The sequence below is a fragment of the Salmonella sp. 2018103 genome (genome assembly GCF_026247685.1).
Lineage (GTDB): Bacteria > Pseudomonadota > Gammaproteobacteria > Enterobacterales > Enterobacteriaceae > Salmonella > Salmonella enterica.
Window position 1 is genome coordinate 4285744 of record NZ_CP111029.1, and the last position, 22091, is coordinate 4307834.

A 22091-nucleotide genomic window follows, 5' to 3' on the forward strand; every position below is an offset into this window, starting at 1 on the left:
GCTCCCGTCGGAGTTAGCACAATCTGGTGTCGGGTTTTACCCCGACACCAGTGACCTGTTTGAGCGAGAATTACTCGTCTTCCAGTTCGATGTTGATGCCCAGCGAGCGGATCTCTTTCAACAGAACGTTGAAGGATTCCGGCATACCCGGTTCCATCTGATGGTTGCCGTCCACGATGTTCTTATACATCTTGGTACGGCCGTTCACGTCATCAGACTTAACGGTGAGCATTTCCTGTAGGGTGTAGGCGGCGCCGTAAGCTTCCAGCGCCCACACTTCCATCTCCCCGAAGCGCTGACCACCGAACTGCGCCTTACCACCCAGCGGCTGCTGAGTAACCAGGCTGTAAGAACCGGTAGAACGCGCATGCATCTTGTCATCAACCAGGTGGTTCAGTTTCAGCATGTACATGTAACCGACGGTTACCGGACGTTCGAACTGTTCACCCGTACGACCATCGAACAGGGTGATCTGACCGGAGGTCGGCAGGTCGCCCAGTTTCAGCAGCTCTTTGATTTCCGCTTCTTTCGCACCGTCGAACACTGGTGTGGCAATCGGCATACCTTTACGCAGGTTTTCTGCCAGACGCAGCACTTCATCATCGCTGAAGGTGCTCAGGTCGACTTTCTGACGAACGTCGGCGCCCAGATCGTAGGCACGCTGGATGAATTCGCGCAGTTTCGCGACTTCCTGCTGCTGTTTCAGCATGGCGTTGATCTTATCGCCGATACCTTTCGCAGCCATACCCAGGTGGGTTTCCAGAATCTGACCGATGTTCATACGAGACGGTACGCCCAGCGGGTTCAGTACGATGTCTACCGGCGTGCCGTTTTCATCGTAAGGCATGTCTTCGATCGGGTTGATCTTAGAGATAACACCCTTGTTACCGTGACGACCTGCCATCTTATCACCCGGCTGGATACGGCGTTTAACGGCCAGATAGACCTTCACGATCTTCAGCACGCCCGGCGCCAGATCGTCGCCCTGGGTGATTTTACGGCGCTTCGCTTCAAGTTTTTTCTCGAACTCGTGTTTCAGTTCGTCATACTGCTCAGCCAGTTGTTCCAGCTGATTTTGTTTCTCTTCGTCGGTCAGACCGAGTTCCAGCCAGCGGTCGCGCGGCAGTTTGTCGAGCTTCTCAGCTTCAACGCCGCCGGACACCAGCACCGCACGGATACGGCTAAACAGGCCCGCTTCGAGGATTTGCAGTTCTTCAGACAGGTCTTTTTTCGCCTGCTTGAGCTGCATCTCTTCGATTTCCAGAGCACGTTTGTCTTTTTCTACGCCATCGCGAGTAAAGACCTGAACGTCGATAACCGTACCGGAGACACCGTTAGGTACGCGCAGAGAAGAGTCTTTAACGTCAGACGCTTTCTCACCGAAGATCGCACGCAGCAGTTTCTCTTCCGGCGTCAGCTGGGTTTCACCTTTCGGCGTCACCTTACCGACCAGAATGTCACCGCCGGTCACTTCCGCGCCGATGTAAACGATACCGGATTCATCCAGTTTGGAGAGCGCAGCTTCACCCACGTTCGGGATATCAGCGGTGATCTCTTCCGGCCCCAGCTTGGTGTCACGGGACACGCACGCCAGTTCCTGAATGTGGATGGTGGTGAAACGGTCTTCCTGGACAACACGCTCGGATACGAGGATGGAGTCTTCGAAGTTGTAGCCGTTCCACGGCATGAACGCCACGCGCATGTTCTGACCGAGCGCCAGTTCACCGAGGTCGGTGGACGGACCGTCTGCCAGCACGTCGCCGCGTTCAACCGGCTCGCCCAGAGACACACATGGCATCTGGTTGATACAGGTGTTCTGGTTAGAGCGGGTGTATTTGGTCAGGTTATAGATGTCGATACCCGCTTCGCCCGGGTACATCTCGTCTTCGTTAACTTTGATAACGATACGGGATGCATCCACGTACTGAACAGTACCGCCACGTTTAGCTACTGCAGTAACACCGGAGTCGACGGCGACAGCACGTTCCATACCGGTACCCACCAGCGGCTTATCAGCACGCAGAGTCGGAACCGCCTGACGTTGCATGTTCGCACCCATCAATGCACGGTTGGCGTCATCGTGTTCCAGGAACGGGATCAGGGACGCACCGACGGAGACCACCTGCTGGGTGGATACGTCCATGTAGTCAACCTGGTCACGGCTGAACAAGCTGGATTCGCCTTTGCTACGGCAGGTAACCAGATCTTCTACAAAGTGGCCTTCGTCATCCAGGTTGGAGTTCGCCTGAGCGATAACGTAGTTGCCTTCTTCGATAGCAGACAGGTAATGAATTTCGTCAGTGACCACGCCATCAACCACACGACGGTACGGCGTCTCAAGGAAGCCATATTCGTTAGTCTGTGCGTACACGGACAGGGAGTTGATCAGACCGATGTTCGGACCTTCCGGCGTTTCGATTGGACATACGCGACCGTAGTGCGTCGGGTGTACGTCTCGAACTTCGAAGCCTGCGCGTTCGCGGGTCAGACCGCCTGGGCCGAGTGCGGAGATACGACGTTTGTGCGTAATCTCAGACAGCGGGTTGTTCTGGTCCATAAACTGAGACAGCTGGCTGGAACCAAAGAACTCTTTCACTGCCGCGGAAATCGGCTTGGCGTTGATCATATCCTGAGGCATCAGGGTATCCAGATCGCCCAGAGACAGACGCTCTTTCACCGCACGCTCTACACGCACCAGGCCAACGCGGAACTGGTTTTCCGCCATTTCGCCGACGGAACGGATACGACGGTTGCCGAGGTGGTCGATATCATCCACTTCGCCTTTACCGTTACGGATATCGATGAGCTTCTTCATGACATCAATGATGTCGTCTTTGCTCAGGATACCGGAACCTTCGATTTCGTCGCGCAGCAGAGAACGGTTGAACTTCATACGACCCACCGCAGACAGGTCATAGCGGTCTTCGGAGAAGAACAGGTTCTCGAACAGGCTTTCAGCCGCTTCACGAGTCGGCGGCTCACCAGGGCGCATCATGCGGTAGATTTCTACCAGCGCGCTCAGACGATCGTTAGTTGGGTCGACGCGTACCGTTTCAGAAATGTACGGGCCGTGGTCCAGATCGTTGGTAAACAGCGTTTCGATACGCTTGTGGCCGGACTGGCTCAGTTTAGCCAGCAGATCCAGGCTCAGCTCCATGTTCGCCGCGCAGATCAGCTCGCCAGTGGATTCGTCAACGTAGTCTTTAGAGACGACTTTGCCTGCGATGTACTCAACCGGAACTTCGATATGCTTGATATCGTCTTTTTCCAGCTGACGGATGTGACGCGCGGTAATGCGACGACCTTTTTCAACGTACACTTTGCCGTTAGCTTCGATATCGAACGACGCAGTTTCGCCGCGCAGACGTTCTGGAATCAGCTCCATCTGCAGCTTGTTGTCGCGAATTTCGAAGACGACTTTCTCAAAGAACAGGTCAAGGATCTGCTCAGTGGTGTAGTTCAGCGCACGCAGGATGATGGTCGCAGGCAGTTTACGGCGACGGTCGATACGCACGAACAGGTTGTCCTTCGGATCGAATTCGAAGTCCAGCCAGGAACCACGGTAAGGAATGATGCGCGCGTTATACAGCACTTTACCCGAAGAGTGGGTTTTACCTTTGTCGGAGTCAAAGAAGACGCCCGGACTACGGTGCAGCTGAGAAACAATAACACGCTCAGTACCGTTGATAACAAAGGTACCGTTGTCGGTCATGAGCGGAATTTCGCCCATGTAGACTTCTTGTTCTTTAATGTCTTTAACGGTGCCTTCCGGCGCTTCGCGCTCGTAGATCACCAGACGCAGTTTTACGCGCAGCGGTGCGGAATAGGTCACGCCACGGATCTGACATTCCTGAACGTCAAACACCGGTTCGCCAAGGCGGTAGCTGACGTACTGCAGCTCGGAATTACCGCTGTAGCTCTGAATCGGGAACACGGAACGGAAGGCTGCTTCCAGGCCGTACTGCCCTTCAGGATCTTGCTCGATAAACTTCTGAAACGAGTCAAGCTGGATAGAAAGGAGATAAGGTACATCCAGAACTTGTGGACGTTTACCAAAATCCTTACGAATACGTTTTTTCTCGGTATAGGAGTAAACCATAGGGTTCCTCAGCTCGCTGACAAGTCGACCCATCTGTCCTGCGGGGGACAGTTTGTGCAACACTATTTTGTTGACCGGAAAATGGATACTTTCCGCAATGCCTGTTGCTATCACGCTTAAACCATTTCATTGCGATTTACACAGAACGTACGCTCTGTCGCAGTATATTAAGTCGTCGATAGAAACAAGCATTGAAAGGCACAGCAGTAGTCAAACAGTGTGAAACGCTACTGGCGCCTTACAGCGCAAAAAGGCTGGTGACTAAAAAGTCACCAGCCATCAGCCTGATTTCTCAGGCTGCAACCGGAAGGGTTGGCTTATTTAACTTCAACTTCAGCGCCAGCTTCTTCCAGAGATTTTTTCAGTGCTTCAGCGTCATCTTTGCTCACGCCTTCTTTCAGAGCGGCCGGAGCAGATTCTACCAGGTCTTTAGCTTCTTTCAGACCCAGGCCAGTTGCGCCACGTACTGCTTTGATAACAGCAACTTTGTTAGCGCCAGCAGCTTTCAGAATTACGTCGAATTCAGTTTTTTCTTCAGCAGCTTCAGCCGGGCCAGCAGCTACAGCTACAGCAGCAGCAGCGGAAACACCGAATTTTTCTTCCATTGCAGAAATCAGTTCTACAACGTCCATTACGGACATAGCGGATACTGCTTCAATGATTTGATCTTTAGTGATAGACATTTAAATTGTTCCTGAATATCAGAATAAGTTTATACGTAAGCAAATGCTTGATAAAGACAACTGCGATTACGCAGCTTCTTTTGCATCGCGTACAGCAGCCAGTGTGCGAACCAGTTTGCCAGCCGAAGCTTCTTTCATGGTTGCCATCAGGCGTGCAATTGCTTCTTCGTAGGTCGGCAGAGTTGCCAGGCGGTCGATCTGAGACGCCGGGATCAGCTCACCTTCAAAGGCTGCAGCTTTGACCTCAAATTTTGCATTCGCTTTCGCGAACTCTTTGAACAGACGAGCAGCAGCGCCCGGGTGTTCCATAGAGTATGCAATCAGGGTCGGACCAACAAACGTGTCTTTCAGGCACTCGAACTGAGTACCTTCAACGACGCGACGCAGCAGGGTGTTACGAACAACACGCATGTATACGCCAGCTTCACGACCTGCTTTACGCAGTTCAGTCATTTTATCTACAGTTACGCCACGGGAATCCGCAACTACTGCAGACAGCGCGCCTTTGGCTACTTCGCTGACTTCAGCAACAATCGCTTGTTTGTCTTGAAGATTTAAAGCCATTAGCTTTGCTCCTGGATGTTTGCCGGAACTCATGTTCCGGAACTCACTTCACTCATCTCAACGAGAAGAGCGTCTTAATACGGTGAGCAGAAACAAGCCAGAGTATCAAAAATAATCTTAGCGTTCTGTCACCGTCTACGCAGGGGATTAAGCCTCTTGCGAGACGCCTGCGGTCTTCGACGGAGGCCTGGATAGGCCAGGCTCCAACGAACAAATCTTGTCTATCCGTCGCTATTCAGCTTGTGTCGGCGTTGGCTTCCTTCGTTCGCACCAGTCACATAGTTAGCTATGCTCCTGGCGACTCACTCAGTTGCCGCCTTACCACAACCCGAATATCTCGGATATACGTCTGCAACTAGCAGAATACGTGGGGGTAAGATTGTAGACAAAATCACCGCCCACGTAAAGACTAATCTTAGTTCGCAGATGCGCTCAGACCAGCCTGATCAACGGCAACGCCAGCACCCATGGTGGTGGAGATGCTAACTTTCTTGATGTACACGCCTTTCGCCTGGCTCGGTTTTGCTTTTTTCAGCGCAACCAGCAGAGCTTCCAGGTTTTCTTTCAGTTTGTCAGCGTCAAAGTCCACTTTACCGATGGTGGTGTGGATGATGCCGTTTTTGTCGTTACGGTAACGAACCTGACCTGCTTTAGCGTTCTTAACCGCTTCAGCAACGTTCGGCGTTACGGTACCGACTTTCGGGTTTGGCATCAGGCCGCGCGGACCCAGAACCTGGCCCAGTTGGCCAACAACGCGCATTGCATCCGGGGATGCGATAACAACGTCGAAGTTCATTTCGCCTTTCTTGATCTGGTCAGCCAGATCTTCCATACCTACCAGCTCAGCGCCAGCAGCTTTAGCTGCTTCAGCGTTCGGGCCCTGGGTAAATACGGCAACGCGAACAGAACGGCCAGTACCGTGCGGCAGTACAGTCGCGCCACGAACGTTCTGGTCAGATTTACGAGCATCGATGCCGAGGTTAACGGCAACGTCAACGCTTTCGTTGAATTTAGCAGTGGCCAGCTCTTTCAGCAGGGCAATAGCTTCGTTGATGTCGTACTGTTTGGTCGCATCAACTTTTTCACGGATCACGCGCATACGCTTGGTCAGTTTAGCCATTTCTTAGTCCTCCACTACCAGGCCCATGGAACGTGCAGTACCTTCGATGGAGCGAGTCATCGCTTCAATGTCGGCACCAGTCATGTCGGCAGCTTTGGTCTGCGCGATTTCCTGCAGCTGAGCGCGGGAAATTTTACCTACTTTGTCTTTGTTCGGCTTGCCGGAACCAGACTTGATACCAGCCGCTTTTTTCAGCAGAACAGCTGCCGGAGGCGTTTTGGTAACGAAGGTGAAAGAACGGTCAGCGTAAACGGTAATAACAACCGGAATCGGCAGACCTTTTTCGATGGAATCCGTTTTTGCGTTGAACGCTTTGCAGAATTCCATGATGTTCACACCCTGCTGACCCAGTGCTGGACCAACCGGCGGACTCGGGTTCGCCATACCAGCTGCAACCTGCAGCTTGACGTAGGCTTGTACTTTCTTAGCCATTCTAAATTCCTCGAATTGGGTAGTATCGCTTCAAAGAAGCTCCCCCGTGATAAATATCGCTTCATGGGCATAAGGCCCATAAAAACAAAAGGCGCGAAATTGTATGTCAATTTCGCGCCCTATGCAACGATTAGATCGCTGCTTTTTTGATCGCAGCCTTACGCTTTCTCAACCTGGCTGAAGTCCAGCTCTACCGGGGTCGCACGACCGAAGATAGAAACAGACACTTTCAGGCGAGACTTCTCATAATCGACTTCTTCGACAACGCCGTTAAAGTCTGCGAACGGACCGTCGTTAACACGAACCATTTCACCCGGTTCAAACAGAGTTTTCGGCCGCGGCTTATCGCCAACCTGCTGCAGGCGGTTCATGATCGCATCGACTTCTTTGTCGCTGATCGGCGCCGGACGGTCAGACGTACCGCCGATAAAGCCCATCACACGCGGCACGCTGCGCACCAGGTGCCAGCTTGCGTCGTTCATGACCATCTGGACCAGAACGTAACCCGGGAAGAATTTGCGTTCGCTTTTGCGACGCTGGCCGCCACGGATCTCAACGACTTCTTCAGTCGGCACCATGACTTCGCCAAACAGCTCTTCCATATTGTGTAATTTGATATGCTCGCGCAGCGATGTGGCTACGCGGCCTTCAAAACCGGAAAACGCCTGAACGACGTACCAGCGCTTTTTAGGTGCTTCAGACATCTCAGAACCTCAGGCCAGTGATAAAGGATACCAGGCGAACCAGAATACCATCCAGTCCCCACAGGATCAGTGACATAACTGCGGTAACCGCAGCGACGATCAGCGTGGTGTGCAGCGTTTCCTGGCGAGTCGGCCAAATGACCTTACGGACTTCGGTTCTCGCTTCACGGGCAAAAGCAACGGTTGCTTTACCTTTTGTCGTCAACAGCGCGACACCACCCGCTGCAGCAATCAGAATTACTACGGCCAGCGCACGCAGCGGCAGCATCATGTCGCGATAGAGGTAGTTGCCGACGATTGCGACGATCAGCAATATGGCAACAACTATCCACTTCATCGCTTCCAGGCCGCGCCCGCTCCCTTGAGCTTCGGTATTCGCACTCATAAACCAACCTGTCAGAAGTATTCTACAAACATTTTCACCCCGCAATCGCGAGGCAATCCAAATCGAAACGCTTATTCGCCTTTCGAATTATACGCCCTCTACAGAGCCTGTCTCAGCAATGATTATGACAAATAAAATCACTGATGAGCCAGGTTCTGGTGTGAAAGCGTGCAAAAAGGGCATCAAATGATGCCCTTTTATTGCGCATTGCGTCAAATGTTATCAGCGATTAGCCGAGAACTTTAGCAACAACGCCCGCGCCAACGGTACGGCCGCCTTCACGGATTGCGAAACGCAGACCGTCGTCCATTGCGATCGGGTGGATCAGGGTAACAACCATTTTGATGTTGTCGCCCGGCATTACCATCTCTACGCCTTCCGGCAGTTCGATGGTGCCAGTCACGTCAGTAGTACGGAAGTAGAACTGCGGACGGTAGCCTTTGAAGAATGGAGTATGACGGCCGCCTTCATCTTTGGACAGAATGTACACTTCAGATTCGAACTTGGTGTGCGGCTTGATGGTGCCCGGCTTAGCCAGTACCTGACCACGTTCGATTTCTTCACGTTTGATACCACGCAGCAGAACACCTACGTTCTCACCGGCACGGCCTTCGTCCAGCAGTTTGCGGAACATTTCAACGCCAGTACAGGTAGACTTCTGAGTCTCTTTGATACCAACGATTTCAACTTCTTCGCCCACTTTGATGATACCGCGTTCTACACGACCGGTAACAACGGTACCACGACCGGAGATAGAGAATACGTCTTCGATCGGCAGCAGGAACGGCTTGTCAATCGCACGCTCTGGTTCCGGAATGTAAGAATCCAGGAAGCCAGCCAGTTCGATGATTTTCGCTTCCCACTCTGCGTCGCCTTCCAGCGCTTTCAGAGCAGAACCACGAACGATCGGCGTGTCGTCGCCCGGGAAGTCGTACTGAGACAGAAGTTCACGAACTTCCATTTCAACCAGTTCCAGCAGCTCTTCGTCATCAACCATGTCGCATTTGTTCAGGAACACGATGATGTACGGAACGCCTACCTGACGACCCAGCAGGATGTGCTCACGGGTCTGCGGCATCGGGCCGTCAGTCGCAGCAACAACCAGGATCGCGCCGTCCATCTGAGCAGCACCGGTGATCATGTTTTTAACATAGTCGGCGTGCCCCGGGCAGTCTACGTGTGCGTAGTGGCGGGTCGGGGTATCGTATTCAACGTGAGAAGTGTTGATGGTGATACCACGCGCTTTTTCTTCCGGCGCGTTATCGATCTGGTCGAATGCGCGGGCGGCACCGCCATAGGTTTTAGCCAGTACGGTAGTAATGGCAGCGGTCAGCGTTGTTTTACCATGGTCAACGTGGCCGATAGTACCGACGTTAACGTGCGGTTTTGTACGTTCAAACTTTTCTTTAGACATCGATTGTCCCTCTAAGACACGGATAAATCGGTGATATCACCACATCAACCAGGCAACACGCCCGACTTGTTGAATGCTAATAAACAGAAGAGAAAAACAGGAAGGAGAAAAGAAGTGGTGCTGATAGGCAGATTCGAACTGCCGACCTCACCCTTACCAAGGGTGCGCTCTACCAACTGAGCTATATCAGCACATCTTGGAGCGGGCAGCGGGAATCGAACCCGCATCATCAGCTTGGAAGGCTGAGGTAATAGCCATTATACGATGCCCGCATCCTGGAACTCGGCTACCTGATTTTCATTCTGCACTGAATATCGAGAGAAACTCTCTTTATTCGAGCCGGTAAGCGAACTTATCGTCTCGGGCTGCGCCATCGCGCGGCCGAAAATGGTGGTGGGGGAAGGATTCGAACCTTCGAAGTCTGTGACGGCAGATTTACAGTCTGCTCCCTTTGGCCGCTCGGGAACCCCACCGGACTTGATGGTGCCGACTACCGGAATCGAACTGGTGACCTACTGATTACAAGTCAGTTGCTCTACCTACTGAGCTAAGTCGGCATCAAGTAGCGCGCATTCTATGGAGACCTGCGTGCTCATGCAACTAAAAAATTGCATAAAATGTTCTATCGCTCACATTTTGCGCTATAAGAGACAAAAATGCTCTAATTTCAAACAAGAGAGCATAAATTTTCGGCATTTTACTGACCGTCAGACCAGGATACGATGCGGCATTTCAACGTTCCGTCGATAGAAAGCAATCTTCTGTATCTGGTATATTCGTCACATTGCTTCTCAGGGATAGCTTTCATAGCGAGATTTTTTCTTATTATTCCTCCCCATCTGGTGTTACCCTCCTGCCCATTGTCCAAATTAACTTAAATGTGACGTGCCGTTGCATGTCAGGGATGGCCCTCGTTCATCGCTGAACTGATGTAGCAATAGCAGCCAGAAACATGCTTATGAGTATAAAAGAGCAATCGTTAATGACGCCTTACCTACAGTTTGATCGCAGCCAGTGGGCTGCGCTTCGCGATTCTGTGCCGATGACCCTGACCGAGGATGAGATCGCGCAGTTAAAAGGCATTAATGAAGATTTATCGCTGGAAGAAGTTGCAGAAATATATTTACCTCTCTCCCGTTTGCTAAATTTCTATATCAGTTCAAATCTGCGTCGTCAGGCTGTCCTGGAACAGTTTCTGGGCACTAATGGCCAGCGAATCCCTTATATCATCAGTATCGCGGGCAGCGTCGCAGTGGGTAAAAGCACGACAGCACGTGTTCTGCAAGCGTTGCTGAGTCGCTGGCCGGAACACCGCCGTGTTGAATTGATTACCACAGACGGCTTCCTCCACCCAAACCAGGTGTTGAAAGAACGCGGGTTAATGAAGAAAAAGGGGTTCCCCGAATCGTATGATATGCACCGACTGGTGAAATTCGTTTCTGACCTCAAGTCGGGCGTACCAAACGTGACGGCGCCAGTCTATTCTCATTTGATTTACGATGTTATTCCTGAAGGGGATAAAACCGTCGCTCAGCCTGATATATTGATTCTTGAAGGTTTGAATGTTTTACAAAGCGGTATGGATTATCCTCACGATCCGCACCATGTATTTGTCTCTGATTTCGTTGATTTCTCTATTTACGTTGATGCGCCAGAAGAACTTCTTCAGACATGGTATATCAACCGCTTCCTGAAATTCCGCGAAGGGGCGTTTACCGATCCTGACTCTTATTTCCACAATTATGCGAAATTATCTAAAGAAGAAGCTGTTAATACAGCAGCTTCGCTTTGGAAAGAAATTAACTGGTTGAATTTAAAACAAAATATTTTACCCACGCGAGAACGTGCCAGCCTTATTATGACCAAGAGCGCTAACCATGCGGTGGAACAGGTAAGATTGCGGAAATAACAGAAAAAAGGGGAGTACCGACTCCCCTTTTTTACTATTCGGCGCTTCGCAGCGATATTTCCCCACCCATCCAGGGTTTAATTACGCCATCCTGTTCAAGCAATAATGCGCCCTGAGTATCAATGCCGCGAGAAATACCAAATATTTCTTTGTCGCCAATAATTAGTTTTACCGGGCGATCAATAAAATTATCCAGTTTTTTCCAGCGCGAAAGATAAGGAGAAAGACCTTCTTGCTCAAAAAGCTCAAGCGCAGCACGTAGCTTATAAATCAGCTTTGCGGCCAGCATATTGCGGTCGAGCGTAATTCCGGCCTCCTGCAACGTGATCCATCCCTGATTTATCACGTCCTCTTCTACACGACGCATTGCCATGTTAATACCAGCGCCAATCACTATTTGTGCGGCATCGCCCGTTTTACCGGTTAACTCGACCAGAATACCCGCCAGTTTGCGATCCAGCAGGTAAAGGTCGTTAGGCCACTTCACACGAACTTTATCTGCGCCCAGTTCACGCAGCACTTCCGCCATCACAATTCCAATGACCAGACTCAAGCCTATTGCCGCCGCTGGCCCCTGCTCCAGACGCCAGTACATTGAAAGATATAGATTCGCACCAAACGGTGAGAACCATTTACGCCCGCGACGACCACGCCCCGCCTGTTGGTATTCTGCTACACAGGCATCGCCTGAACGCAGCTCGCCAATTCGATCAAGTAAATACTGATTGGTTGAATCGATAACGGGCAATACCGCCACGTTTCCGCTATCCAGTTGGCTATGTATACGGTCAGCATCCAGTAACTGGATGGGTTCCGGTAAGCTATATCCTTTCCCGGGAACGGTAAATACATCTACTCCCCAGTCGCGTAATGTCTGGATATGTTTATTAATAGCCGCGCGGCTCATTCCCAGCCGTTCACCCAACTGCTCGCCTGAGTGAAACTCTCCGTCGGCAAGTAGTGAGATCAGCGTCAGGGGAACGGTAGTATCTTTCATGCAATGCTCTCCACTGCGTTCACCTCTCCGAACTGACCAATAAAGCGAACCTCAGGCTCCAGCCAGACATTAAATTTTTCACCCACTTTTTGCCGGACATGATGCGCCAGCGCCACCACATCTTTACTTGTCGCATCATTCGCATTAATCAATACCAGCGCCTGTTGGCGATGCACCGCAGCGCCGCCAATGGTGACGCCTTTCAACTGACATTGATCTATCAGCCAGCCTGCCGCCAGCTTCACTGAGCCGTCTGCCTGAGGGTAGTGCGGCGCGTTGGGGAATCGTTCCAGTAGTTCCATGGCGATATCGGCTGCGACAACGGGATTTTTAAAAAAGCTGCCCGCATTGCCATTCACTTTAGGGTCCGGCAATTTTGTGGTGCGCATATGGCATACAGCATCAAACACCTGTTGCGCGGTGACCGTTTTCGGGTCCAGACAAGTAAGATCGCCATAGGTCAACACCGGCTGCCATTGCTTTGACAAACGCAGACCCACCGCGACGATCGCAACGCGATCCTGATATTCATTTTTGAAGATACTGTCACGATAGCCGAAACGGCATTCCGCCGCAGACAAACGCAGACGTTTTCCCGTTTCCAGTTCAACGCAGTCAACGTAGTCGCAGACGCGCTGTAGTTCTACGCCATACGCGCCAATATTCTGTATAGGCGAGGAACCAACGCAGCCAGGGATGAGCGCCAGATTCTCCAGGCCGGGCATGTTGTTATCCAGCGCGTAGCGAACCAGCTGATGCCAGTTTTCGCCTGCGCCGACGTGTAGGTGCCAGGCGTCCGCGGTTTCATTGACCTCAATGCCTTTCAGGCGGTTAAGGATCACGGTGCCGGCGTAATTTTCCAGAAACAGGACATTGCTTCCTTCACCCAGGATCATAACCGGCAGTCCCTCACGAGTTGCTTGCTGCCAGGCGCTCAGTAGTTGTTGTTCGTTTTCAGCGCATACGATGTGCTTTGCACAATGATCAATGCCGAAGGTATTCCAGGGTTTTAGGGAGTGATTCATAGACGCTTTCCTGATGCAAAATCAGGCTTAGTTTACCGCATCTATGTAGGGAAGGCTTGCGGTTATGTCGACGGAATAAGGCGGTATACACAGGCATTATGTCGATGCCGTAGGCCGGATAAGGCGAAGCTGCCATCCGGCGGTGCCGGTTGCCTGATGGCGCTGCGCTTATCAGGCCTGCATTTTTAAATGTTACCACACACGCAAAAAAGCCCGTCCGTCTGGATGGGCTTCTTCACGAAATTGATGCCTGGCAGTTTATGGCGGGCGTCCTGCCCGCCACCCTCCGGGCCGTTGCTGCGCAACGTTCAAATCCGCTCCCGGCGGATTTGTCCTCCTCAGGAGAGTGCTCACCGACAGACTACAGATAAAACAAAAGGCCCTGTCTTCCGACAGGGCCCTTCGTTTTATTTGATGCCTGGCAGTTCCCTACTCTCGCATGGGGAGACCCCACACTACCATCGGCGCTACGGCGTTTCACTTCTGAGTTCGGCATGGGGTCAGGTGGGACCACCGCGCTAGTGCCGCCAGGCAAATTCTTTGTGCTCTGTCCTGTGTCTTTTACGCTGATACGGCGTTGGCTGTTCTTGCGAACGTCAGTCACATACTTCTGTATGCTCCTTCCGTCGCCGCGTTTGCCGCCTTGTCTCAGCGCAAAATCCTTCGGACTCTGAATCTGAGCTGAAAATTGTTGTCTTCTCAACCGCCAAAACATCTTCGGCGTTGTAAGGTTAAGCCTCACGGTTCATTAGTACCGGTTAGCTCAACGCATCGCTGCGCTTACACACCCGGCCTATCAACGTCGTCGTCTTCAACGTTCCTTCAGGAGACTCTAAGTCTCAGGGAGAACTCATCTCGGGGCAAGTTTCGTGCTTAGATGCTTTCAGCACTTATCTCTTCCGCATTTAGCTACCGGGCAGTGCCATTGGCATGACAACCCGAACACCAGTGATGCGTCCACTCCGGTCCTCTCGTACTAGGAGCAGCCCCCCTCAGTTCTCCAGCGCCCACGGCAGATAGGGACCGAACTGTCTCACGACGTTCTAAACCCAGCTCGCGTACCACTTTAAATGGCGAACAGCCATACCCTTGGGACCTACTTCAGCCCCAGGATGTGATGAGCCGACATCGAGGTGCCAAACACCGCCGTCGATATGAACTCTTGGGCGGTATCAGCCTGTTATCCCCGGAGTACCTTTTATCCGTTGAGCGATGGCCCTTCCATTCAGAACCACCGGATCACTATGACCTGCTTTCGCACCTGCTCGCGCCGTCACGCTCGCAGTCAAGCTGGCTTATGCCATTGCACTAACCTCCTGATGTCCGACCAGGATTAGCCAACCTTCGTGCTCCTCCGTTACTCTTTAGGAGGAGACCGCCCCAGTCAAACTACCCACCAGACACTGTCCGCAACCCGGATCACGGGTCCACGTTAGAACATCAAACATTAAAGGGTGGTATTTCAAGGCCGGCTCCATGCAGACTGGCGTCCACACTTCAAAGCCTCCCACCTATCCTACACATCAAGGCTCAATGTTCAGTGTCAAGCTATAGTAAAGGTTCACGGGGTCTTTCCGTCTTGCCGCGGGTACACTGCATCTTCACAGCGAGTTCAATTTCACTGAGTCTCGGGTGGAGACAGCCTGGCCATCATTACGCCATTCGTGCAGGTCGGAACTTACCCGACAAGGAATTTCGCTACCTTAGGACCGTTATAGTTACGGCCGCCGTTTACCGGGGCTTCGATCAGGAGCTTCGCTTGCGCTGACCCCATCAATTAACCTTCCGGCACCGGGCAGGCGTCACACCGTATACGTCCACTTTCGTGTTTGCACAGTGCTGTGTTTTTAATAAACAGTTGCAGCCAGCTGGTATCTTCGACTGACTTCAGCTCCATGAGTAAATCACTTCACCTACGTGTCAGCGTGCCTTCTCCCGAAGTTACGGCACCATTTTGCCTAGTTCCTTCACCCGAGTTCTCTCAAGCGCCTTGGTATTCTCTACCTGACCACCTGTGTCGGTTTGGGGTACGATTTGATGTTACCTGATGCTTAGAGGCTTTTCCTGGAAGCAGGGCATTTGTTGCTTCAGCACCGTAGTGCCTCGTCATCACGCCTCAGTGTTAAAGTGAACCGGATTTACCTGGAACACACACCTACACGCTTAAACCGGGACAACCGTCGCCCGGCCAACATAGCCTTCTCCGTCCCCCCTTCGCAGTAACACCAAGTACGGGAATATTAACCCGTTTCCCATCGACTACGCCTTTCGGCCTCGCCTTAGGGGTCGACTCACCCTGCCCCGATTAACGTTGGACAGGAACCCTTGGTCTTCCGGCGAGCGGGCTTTTCACCCGCTTTATCGTTACTTATGTCAGCATTCGCACTTCTGATACCTCCAGCAACCCTCACAGGCCACCTTCACAGGCTTACAGAACGCTCCCCTACCCAACAACACCTGAGTGTCGCTGCCGCAGCTTCGGTGCATGGTTTAGCCCCGTTACATCTTCCGCGCAGGCCGACTCGACCAGTGAGCTATTACGCTTTCTTTAAATGATGGCTGCTTCTAAGCCAACATCCTGGCTGTCTGGGCCTTCCCACATCGTTTCCCACTTAACCATGACTTTGGGACCTTAGCTGGCGGTCTGGGTTGTTTCCCTCTTCACGACGGACGTTAGCACCCGCCGTGTGTCTCCCGTGATAACATTCTCCGGTATTCGCAGTTTGCATCGGGTTGGTAAGCCGGGATGGCCCCCTAGCCGAAACAGTGCTCTACCCCCGGAGATGAATTCACGAGGCGCTACCTAAATAGCTTTCGGGGAGAACCAGCTATCTCCCGGTTTGATTGGCCTTTCACCCCCAGCCACAGGTCATCCGCTAATTTTTCAACATTAGTCGGTTCGGTCCTCCAGTTAGTGTTACCCAACCTTCAACCTGCCCATGGCTAGATCACCGGGTTTCGGGTCTATACCCTGCAACTTAACGCCCAATTAAGACTCGGTTTCCCTCCGGCTCCCCTATACGGTTAACCTTGCTACAGAATATAAGTCGCTGACCCATTATACAAAAGGTACGCAGTCACACCCCAAAGGGTGCTCCCACTGCTTGTACGTACACGGTTTCAGGTTCTTTTTCACTCCCCTCGCCGGGGTTCTTTTCGCCTTTCCCTCACGGTACTGGTTCACTATCGGTCAGTCAGGAGTATTTAGCCTTGGAGGATGGTCCCCCCATATTCAGACAGGATACCACGTGTCCCGCCCTACTCATCGAGCTCACAGCACATGCGCTTTTGTGTACGGGGCTGTCACCCTGTATCGCGCGCCTTTCCAGACGCTTCCACTAACACACATGCTGATTCAGGCTCTGGGCTCCTCCCCGTTCGCTCGCCGCTACTGGGGGAATCTCGGTTGATTTCTTTTCCTCGGGGTACTTAGATGTTTCAGTTCCCCCGGTTCGCCTCATTAACCTATGGATTCAGTTAATGATAGTGTGACGAGTCACACTGGGTTTCCCCATTCGGGTATCGCCGGTTATAACGGTTCATATCACCTTACCGGCGCTTATCGCAGATTAGCACGCCCTTCATCGCCTCTGACTGCCAGGGCATCCACCGTGTACGCTTAGTCGCTTAACCTCACAACCCGAAGATGTTTCTTGTGATTCATCATCGTGTTGCGAAAATTTGAGAGACTCACGAACAACTTTCGTTGTTCTGTGTTTCAATTTTCAGCTTGATCCAGATTTTTAAAGAGCAAAACTTCGCAGTGAACCCTTTCAGGTACACTCTGAAGTATTTTTTCGTAAACACTCACGAGATGGTGGAGCTATGCGGGATCGAACCGCAGACCTCCTGCGTGCAAAGCAGGCGCTCTCCCAGCTGAGCTATAGCCCCATCGTGTAGTCAGAACCTCTTACCTTTGATTCGTTTCCGGGCGCGGCGTGGTGAAGCGAAGCATACTGAAGTATGCGAGCTTTGCCACAACAAAGCACGGGAGCGAATCTGGTAGGCCTGAGTGGACTTGAACCACCGACCTCACCCTTATCAGGGGTGCGCTCTAACCACCTGAGCTACAAGCCTGTAGAGGTTTTACTGCTCGTTTTTCATCAGACAATCTGTGTGAGCACTGCAAAGAACGCTTCTTTCAGGTAAGGAGGTGATCCAACCGCAGGTTCCCCTACGGTTACCTTGTTACGACTTCACCCCAGTCATGAATCACAAAGTGGTAAGCGCCCTCCCGAAGGTTAAGCTACCTACTTCTTTTGCAACCCACTCCCATGGTGTGACGGGCGGTGTGTACAAGGCCCGGGAACGTATTCACCGTGGCATTCTGATCCACGATTACTAGCGATTCCGACTTCATGGAGTCGAGTTGCAGACTCCAATCCGGACTACGACGCACTTTATGAGGTCCGCTTGCTCTCGCGAGGTCGCTTCTCTTTGTATGCGCCATTGTAGCACGTGTGTAGCCCTGGTCGTAAGGGCCATGATGACTTGACGTCATCCCCACCTTCCTCCAGTTTATCACTGGCAGTCTCCTTTGAGTTCCCGGCCGGACCGCTGGCAACAAAGGATAAGGGTTGCGCTCGTTGCGGGACTTAACCCAACATTTCACAACACGAGCTGACGACAGCCATGCAGCACCTGTCTCACAGTTCCCGAAGGCACCAATCCATCTCTGGAAAGTTCTGTGGATGTCAAGACCAGGTAAGGTTCTTCGCGTTGCATCGAATTAAACCACATGCTCCACCGCTTGTGCGGGCCCCCGTCAATTCATTTGAGTTTTAACCTTGCGGCCGTACTCCCCAGGCGGTCTACTTAACGCGTTAGCTCCGGAAGCCACGCCTCAAGGGCACAACCTCCAAGTAGACATCGTTTACGGCGTGGACTACCAGGGTATCTAATCCTGTTTGCTCCCCACGCTTTCGCACCTGAGCGTCAGTCTTTGTCCAGGGGGCCGCCTTCGCCACCGGTATTCCTCCAGATCTCTACGCATTTCACCGCTACACCTGGAATTCTACCCCCCTCTACAAGACTCAAGCCTGCCAGTTTCGAATGCAGTTCCCAGGTTGAGCCCGGGGATTTCACATCCGACTTGACAGACCGCCTGCGTGCGCTTTACGCCCAGTAATTCCGATTAACGCTTGCACCCTCCGTATTACCGCGGCTGCTGGCACGGAGTTAGCCGGTGCTTCTTCTGCGGGTAACGTCAATTGCTGCGGTTATTAACCACAACACCTTCCTCCCCGCTGAAAGTACTTTACAACCCGAAGGCCTTCTTCATACACGCGGCATGGCTGCATCAGGCTTGCGCCCATTGTGCAATATTCCCCACTGCTGCCTCCCGTAGGAGTCTGGACCGTGTCTCAGTTCCAGTGTGGCTGGTCATCCTCTCAGACCAGCTAGGGATCGTCGCCTTGGTGAGCCGTTACCTCACCAACAAGCTAATCCCATCTGGGCACATCTGATGGCAAGAGGCCCGAAGGTCCCCCTCTTTGGTCTTGCGACGTTATGCGGTATTAGCCACCGTTTCCAGTAGTTATCCCCCTCCATCAGGCAGTTTCCCAGACATTACTCACCCGTCCGCCACTCGTCAGCAAAGCAGCAAGCTGCTTCCTGTTACCGTTCGACTTGCATGTGTTAGGCCTGCCGCCAGCGTTCAATCTGAGCCATGATCAAACTCTTCAATTTAAAAGTTTGATGCTCAAAGAATTAAACTTCGTAATGAATTACGTGTTCACTCTTGAGACTTGGTATTCATTTTTCGTCCGAGGACGTTAAGAATCCGTATCTTCGAGTGCCCACACAGATTGTCTGATAAATTGTTAAAGAGCAGTGCCGCTTCGCTTTTTCTCAGCGGCGCGGGGTGTGCATATTACGCTTTCCCGCTTCAGAGTCAAGCGTTTATTTTCGCTTTTCTCCGTGAGGTTCTGGTCTGAACCCCGCTGACCCGGCGGCCTGTATGCCGTTGTTCCGTGTCAGTGGTGGCGCATTATAGGGAGTTATTTCTGCCTGACAAGAGGAAATTTAAAATAATTTCTCAAGTGCCTGGTATTTACCCAAAACGCCATTAAACCGCCAGTTTTTCGAGCGTTTCAAAGCCATAACGCTGTAAAACGGGTAATAATTGTTCAGCTCCTGGCGTCATTGCCATGCAATAAGCAATATTGGCATCGGTTGATTTCGCATCCGGCGCTTCATGTTCCAACAGCCAGGCTGTACGACGCGCTATCGCCGCGCCGGAATCCACTAACCGCGTCCCTTCGGGCAGGACTTGCAAAAGCTCGTCCCGTAATAGAGGGAAATGCGTACACCCCAGAACGACCGTGTCAGGCGGCTCCGGCATTCGTAGCCATGGGCGTAATATGCGGCGCAGCTCTTCCAGCGATACCGAATCGCCATGTAATTTAGCTTCCGCCAGTTCCACCAGTTCTGCCGACCCCAACATCGCTATCTGACATTCATTGGCGAAGCGCGCAATCAGCTCGTGAGTATAAGGACGTTTGACCGTCGCTCTCGTCGCCAGTAGCCCGACGACGCCATTGGCGGTCAGCCGCGCCGCTGGTTTAATCGCAGGCACAACGCCCACCACCGGGAAGGCAAACTTTTCACGTAATGCGGGAAGTGAGACCGTACTGGCGGTATTGCAGGCAATCACCGCCAGTGAAAGGGGATAGCGCTGCTGTACCGCAGTCACAATCTCGACAACGCGCTCGACGATAAACGTTTCGCTCTTTTCCCCGTAGGGGAAAGCCACGTTATCGAAAGCATATATATAGTGGAGATCCGGCAGGAGCCGCCGAATCTCATCATAGACCGACAATCCACCGACGCCGGAATCAAATACCAGCACGGTGGGACGTGGTTCAGAAGGTGTAGCTGCCAGACAAGGTGTATTCTCGTCCTGCAGTTTGGTAGCCATAAACTGTCTCGTAATCTTTGTCGAACAGGTTGGCTATTTTACCACGAACTGTAAGGTGTGAGGTGACCGGATATGCAACCGTAAGATCCCATAAACTGACGCCGCCCATTTTTACCGTCCGGTATGGGTAAGCGGAGTAGTCCGAATCATAGCGGGAACCAAGGTATTGATATGTCACCCCCCAGTCAAAATCGTAAACGTCCCAGTCAAGTTGATATTTTGCCATCTGTTTGGAACGCCGGGGTAATGGCGTATCAGTAATCGCATTACGCGCATCAACGTAATCATAACTGACCGTATGCGTTAACGGTCCGGTATCGAAATTCGCCGTCGCCTCAATACCTTTAATGCGCGCCTTGCCTTCGTTGTAATATTTTTGCAGATGATCGTCATAATCGATCATGTCATTAATATCGTTACGATAACCTGAAATACGCCAGCTGACGCCAGCGGTTAGCCCTTCAAATGCGCCTTCCCACTGTTTACTCTTTTCAGGATTCAGGTTCGGATTACCATAATAACCATACAGTTGGCCCAAATTAGGCGCTTTGTAGGAGGTTCCGTAGGAGGCAATAAAGCGATAACCTTCTATAAACTCCCATCCCGCGCTGGTTTGCCATGTACCATGACGACCAAACTGGGAGTTGTCATCACTGCGCGCCGCCGCTTCCAGAGTGAAGTCACCCAATTGTTGTAATCCTGTCAGGTAAACCCCAGTATTACGCTGGTCATATCCCTCGGGCACATAGCCGGTACCTGGCGTGGTAGTCTGTTTCTGCCAGTCTACGCCCGCCCCAACATTACCGTGCCCCACGACCACACTGTTGGTCCATTGAACATTGTACTGTTTCATCTCATCCAGCGTGGCGGAGGTATCATACCGGCCATAGTGCGGATCATAGTTGTAATCTTTACTGTGGCTATAGCTTGAAACCAGCTGAGACTGAATACGTTCGCCATTAAAGCGCAGCCCGGCGTCCCAGCTTTGGCTATAAAGTTTGCGTGTATCAATCAGCGGCGAGCCCGGCGAGTAATAGGCGTCGTAATCGGTACGGTTATCGTAGCCATAACCACGCACGAATCCGCTCCAGCGATCAGAAAAGGTATGTTCTAACGCGCCATAAAACGTTTTACTCAAAAAGCCGTCCCGGTCAGGCTGCGCCTGCATCCCGGTACCGCCTTTCGCTACCACGTCAAACCCTTTGGTGTATTCGTAATCGCCGATCAACGTCGCCCGCGTGTTTTCGCCAAGTTGCTGTTGCGTCGAGAGGTCGTAATTCTGGTAGCTATTGCTTCCCCACCCAGCGGTTAATTCTGTGCCTGGGTTATCGCGCGTCGTAATGATATTCACTACGCCGCCGATAGCATCAGAACCATAAATAGCGGAGCGCGGACCGCGAATATATTCAATGCGCTGTACCAGCGACACCGGGAACTGGCTGAGATCGGCGGACCCGCTCACGCCTGCTAAATTCAGACGCACGCCGTCAATCAATACCAGTACATGGCTGGAGTTGGTGCCGCGAATGAAAATGGAGGAGTTTTGTCCGGCGCCGCCGCTCTGCGCAATATCGACGCCAGGCAAACGGCGCAGAACATCATTTACGGAGGTCGATTGCCAGCGTTCAATATCCTGACGCGTCACGATGGTAACGGGCGCCAAAACCGCGCTGCGCGGCTGCTGAAAACGGTTGGCGGTGACAACCAGGGTATCCGGGCTAGTGTCCTGCGCCCAAGCGGAAAAGGCCGTGACGGAGAACGCCGTCAGCAGCGTAGCTTTTTTAATCATTGTAAAGCATCCACAATATAAGAAGGATGCCGCAGGCTTCATCGATAGTAC

The 22091-nt window shown here is 52.2% G+C and carries 14 protein-coding genes, 6 tRNA genes and 3 rRNA genes; 2 read left to right on the forward strand and 21 right to left on the reverse strand.

Annotated features, from left to right (window positions below; translation table 11 throughout):
* Window positions 1-70: 70 nt before the first annotated feature.
* From rpoB to OLG56_RS20670, 12 genes are all read right to left on the reverse strand, one after another.
* Window positions 71-4099, reverse strand: a complete 4029-nt coding sequence (gene rpoB, locus OLG56_RS20615; RefSeq protein WP_000263105.1) for a DNA-directed RNA polymerase subunit beta — start codon at window positions 4097-4099, stop codon at window positions 71-73.
* Between the two features lie 317 nt (window positions 4100-4416).
* Window positions 4417-4782 (reverse strand): 50S ribosomal protein L7/L12, encoded by a 366-nt coding sequence (gene rplL, locus OLG56_RS20620; protein ID WP_000028882.1) that lies wholly within the window; start codon window positions 4780-4782, stop codon window positions 4417-4419.
* Between the two features lie 66 nt (window positions 4783-4848).
* Window positions 4849-5346: a 50S ribosomal protein L10 gene (gene rplJ, locus OLG56_RS20625; protein WP_001207203.1), complete on the reverse strand. Its 498-nt coding sequence runs from the start codon at window positions 5344-5346 to the stop codon at window positions 4849-4851.
* A 415-nt stretch (window positions 5347-5761) separates the two neighbouring features.
* Window positions 5762-6466, reverse strand: coding sequence for a 50S ribosomal protein L1 (gene rplA, locus OLG56_RS20630; RefSeq protein WP_001096676.1), 705 nt, complete (start codon window positions 6464-6466; stop codon window positions 5762-5764).
* 3 nt (window positions 6467-6469) lie between these two features.
* On the reverse strand, window positions 6470-6898 hold the full coding sequence (gene rplK, locus OLG56_RS20635) for a 50S ribosomal protein L11 (RefSeq protein WP_001085926.1): 429 nt from the start codon (window positions 6896-6898) through the stop codon (window positions 6470-6472).
* A 158-nt stretch (window positions 6899-7056) separates the two neighbouring features.
* A complete protein-coding gene (gene nusG, locus OLG56_RS20640; protein ID WP_001287521.1) occupies window positions 7057-7602 on the reverse strand; it encodes a transcription termination/antitermination protein NusG in 546 nt (181 codons plus the stop codon).
* A gap of 1 nt (window position 7603) precedes the next feature.
* Window positions 7604-7987, reverse strand: coding sequence for a preprotein translocase subunit SecE (gene secE, locus OLG56_RS20645; protein WP_001275691.1), 384 nt, complete (start codon window positions 7985-7987; stop codon window positions 7604-7606).
* A 229-nt stretch (window positions 7988-8216) separates the two neighbouring features.
* The gene (tuf, locus tag OLG56_RS20650; RefSeq protein ID WP_000031748.1) at window positions 8217-9401 is read right to left on the reverse strand and encodes an elongation factor Tu; all 1185 of its coding nucleotides are present in this window, start codon (window positions 9399-9401) and stop codon (window positions 8217-8219) included.
* 115 nt (window positions 9402-9516) lie between these two features.
* Window positions 9517-9592: transfer RNA gene (locus tag OLG56_RS20655), tRNA-Thr, on the reverse strand.
* 6 nt (window positions 9593-9598) lie between these two features.
* Window positions 9599-9673: transfer RNA gene (locus OLG56_RS20660), tRNA-Gly, on the reverse strand.
* Between the two features lie 116 nt (window positions 9674-9789).
* Window positions 9790-9874 (reverse strand) — tRNA-Tyr (locus OLG56_RS20665).
* A gap of 8 nt (window positions 9875-9882) precedes the next feature.
* Window positions 9883-9958, reverse strand: a tRNA-Thr gene (locus tag OLG56_RS20670).
* A gap of 19 nt (window positions 9959-9977) precedes the next feature.
* Between OLG56_RS20670 and OLG56_RS20675 the strand changes: the two genes are divergently transcribed.
* Window positions 9978-10151 carry a hypothetical protein gene (locus OLG56_RS20675; protein ID WP_031602275.1) on the forward strand — a complete coding sequence of 58 codons (174 nt, stop codon included), beginning with the start codon at window positions 9978-9980 and terminating at the stop codon, window positions 10149-10151.
* 208 nt (window positions 10152-10359) lie between these two features.
* Window positions 10360-11310: a type I pantothenate kinase gene (gene coaA, locus OLG56_RS20680; RefSeq protein WP_000023068.1), complete on the forward strand. Its 951-nt coding sequence runs from the start codon at window positions 10360-10362 to the stop codon at window positions 11308-11310.
* A gap of 34 nt (window positions 11311-11344) precedes the next feature.
* Here the strand turns inward: coaA and birA are convergent, their stop codons facing one another.
* The 9 genes from birA to btuB form a co-directional block, all read right to left on the reverse strand.
* Window positions 11345-12307 carry a bifunctional biotin--[acetyl-CoA-carboxylase] ligase/biotin operon repressor BirA gene (birA, locus tag OLG56_RS20685; RefSeq protein ID WP_000655746.1) on the reverse strand — a complete coding sequence of 321 codons (963 nt, stop codon included), beginning with the start codon at window positions 12305-12307 and terminating at the stop codon, window positions 11345-11347.
* The gene (gene murB, locus OLG56_RS20690) at window positions 12304-13332 is read right to left on the reverse strand and encodes a UDP-N-acetylmuramate dehydrogenase (protein WP_061377080.1); all 1029 of its coding nucleotides are present in this window, start codon (window positions 13330-13332) and stop codon (window positions 12304-12306) included. The genes birA and murB overlap by 4 nt, the downstream gene beginning before the upstream one ends.
* A gap of 416 nt (window positions 13333-13748) precedes the next feature.
* Window positions 13749-13864, reverse strand: a 5S ribosomal RNA gene (gene rrf / locus OLG56_RS20695).
* Between the two features lie 195 nt (window positions 13865-14059).
* Window positions 14060-16965: ribosomal RNA gene (locus tag OLG56_RS20700) — 23S ribosomal RNA — on the reverse strand.
* A gap of 182 nt (window positions 16966-17147) precedes the next feature.
* Window positions 17148-17223 (reverse strand) — tRNA-Ala (locus OLG56_RS20705).
* Between the two features lie 109 nt (window positions 17224-17332).
* A tRNA-Ile gene (locus OLG56_RS20710) sits at window positions 17333-17409 on the reverse strand.
* Window positions 17410-17478: 69 nt separating this feature from the next.
* A 16S ribosomal RNA gene (locus OLG56_RS20715) occupies window positions 17479-19020 on the reverse strand.
* Together the 16S, 23S and 5S rRNA genes with 2 tRNA genes alongside form the textbook arrangement of a ribosomal RNA operon.
* Before the next feature lie 379 nt (window positions 19021-19399).
* On the reverse strand, window positions 19400-20251 hold the full coding sequence (gene murI, locus OLG56_RS20720) for a glutamate racemase (protein WP_000201804.1): 852 nt from the start codon (window positions 20249-20251) through the stop codon (window positions 19400-19402).
* A complete protein-coding gene (btuB, locus tag OLG56_RS20725) occupies window positions 20196-22040 on the reverse strand; it encodes a TonB-dependent vitamin B12 receptor BtuB (protein WP_207011593.1) in 1845 nt (614 codons plus the stop codon). Before btuB ends, murI begins: the two co-directional genes overlap by 56 nt.
* Between the last annotated feature and the right edge of the window lie 51 nt (window positions 22041-22091).

Bases quoted from the DNA above. Each gene is read 5' to 3' on its own strand.
- rpoB (WP_000263105.1), bottom strand. From the start codon at position 4,099: ATGGTTTACTCCTATACCGAGAAAAAACGTATTCGTAAGGATTTTGGT.
- rplL (WP_000028882.1), bottom strand. From the start codon at position 4,782: ATGTCTATCACTAAAGATCAAATCATTGAAGCAGTATCCGCTATGTCC.
- rplJ (WP_001207203.1), bottom strand. From the start codon at position 5,346: ATGGCTTTAAATCTTCAAGACAAACAAGCGATTGTTGCTGAAGTCAGC.
- rplA (WP_001096676.1), bottom strand. From the start codon at position 6,466: ATGGCTAAACTGACCAAGCGTATGCGCGTGATCCGTGAAAAAGTTGAT.
- rplK (WP_001085926.1), bottom strand. From the start codon at position 6,898: ATGGCTAAGAAAGTACAAGCCTACGTCAAGCTGCAGGTTGCAGCTGGT.
- nusG (WP_001287521.1), bottom strand. From the start codon at position 7,602: ATGTCTGAAGCACCTAAAAAGCGCTGGTACGTCGTTCAGGCGTTTTCC.
- secE (WP_001275691.1), bottom strand. From the start codon at position 7,987: ATGAGTGCGAATACCGAAGCTCAAGGGAGCGGGCGCGGCCTGGAAGCG.
- tuf (WP_000031748.1), bottom strand. From the start codon at position 9,401: ATGTCTAAAGAAAAGTTTGAACGTACAAAACCGCACGTTAACGTCGGT.
- OLG56_RS20675 (WP_031602275.1), top strand. From the start codon at position 9,978: ATGGAGACCTGCGTGCTCATGCAACTAAAAAATTGCATAAAATGTTCT.
- coaA (WP_000023068.1), top strand. From the start codon at position 10,360: ATGAGTATAAAAGAGCAATCGTTAATGACGCCTTACCTACAGTTTGAT.
- birA (WP_000655746.1), bottom strand. From the start codon at position 12,307: ATGAAAGATACTACCGTTCCCCTGACGCTGATCTCACTACTTGCCGAC.
- murB (WP_061377080.1), bottom strand. From the start codon at position 13,332: ATGAATCACTCCCTAAAACCCTGGAATACCTTCGGCATTGATCATTGT.
- murI (WP_000201804.1), bottom strand. From the start codon at position 20,251: ATGGCTACCAAACTGCAGGACGAGAATACACCTTGTCTGGCAGCTACA.
- btuB (WP_207011593.1), bottom strand. From the start codon at position 22,040: ATGATTAAAAAAGCTACGCTGCTGACGGCGTTCTCCGTCACGGCCTTT.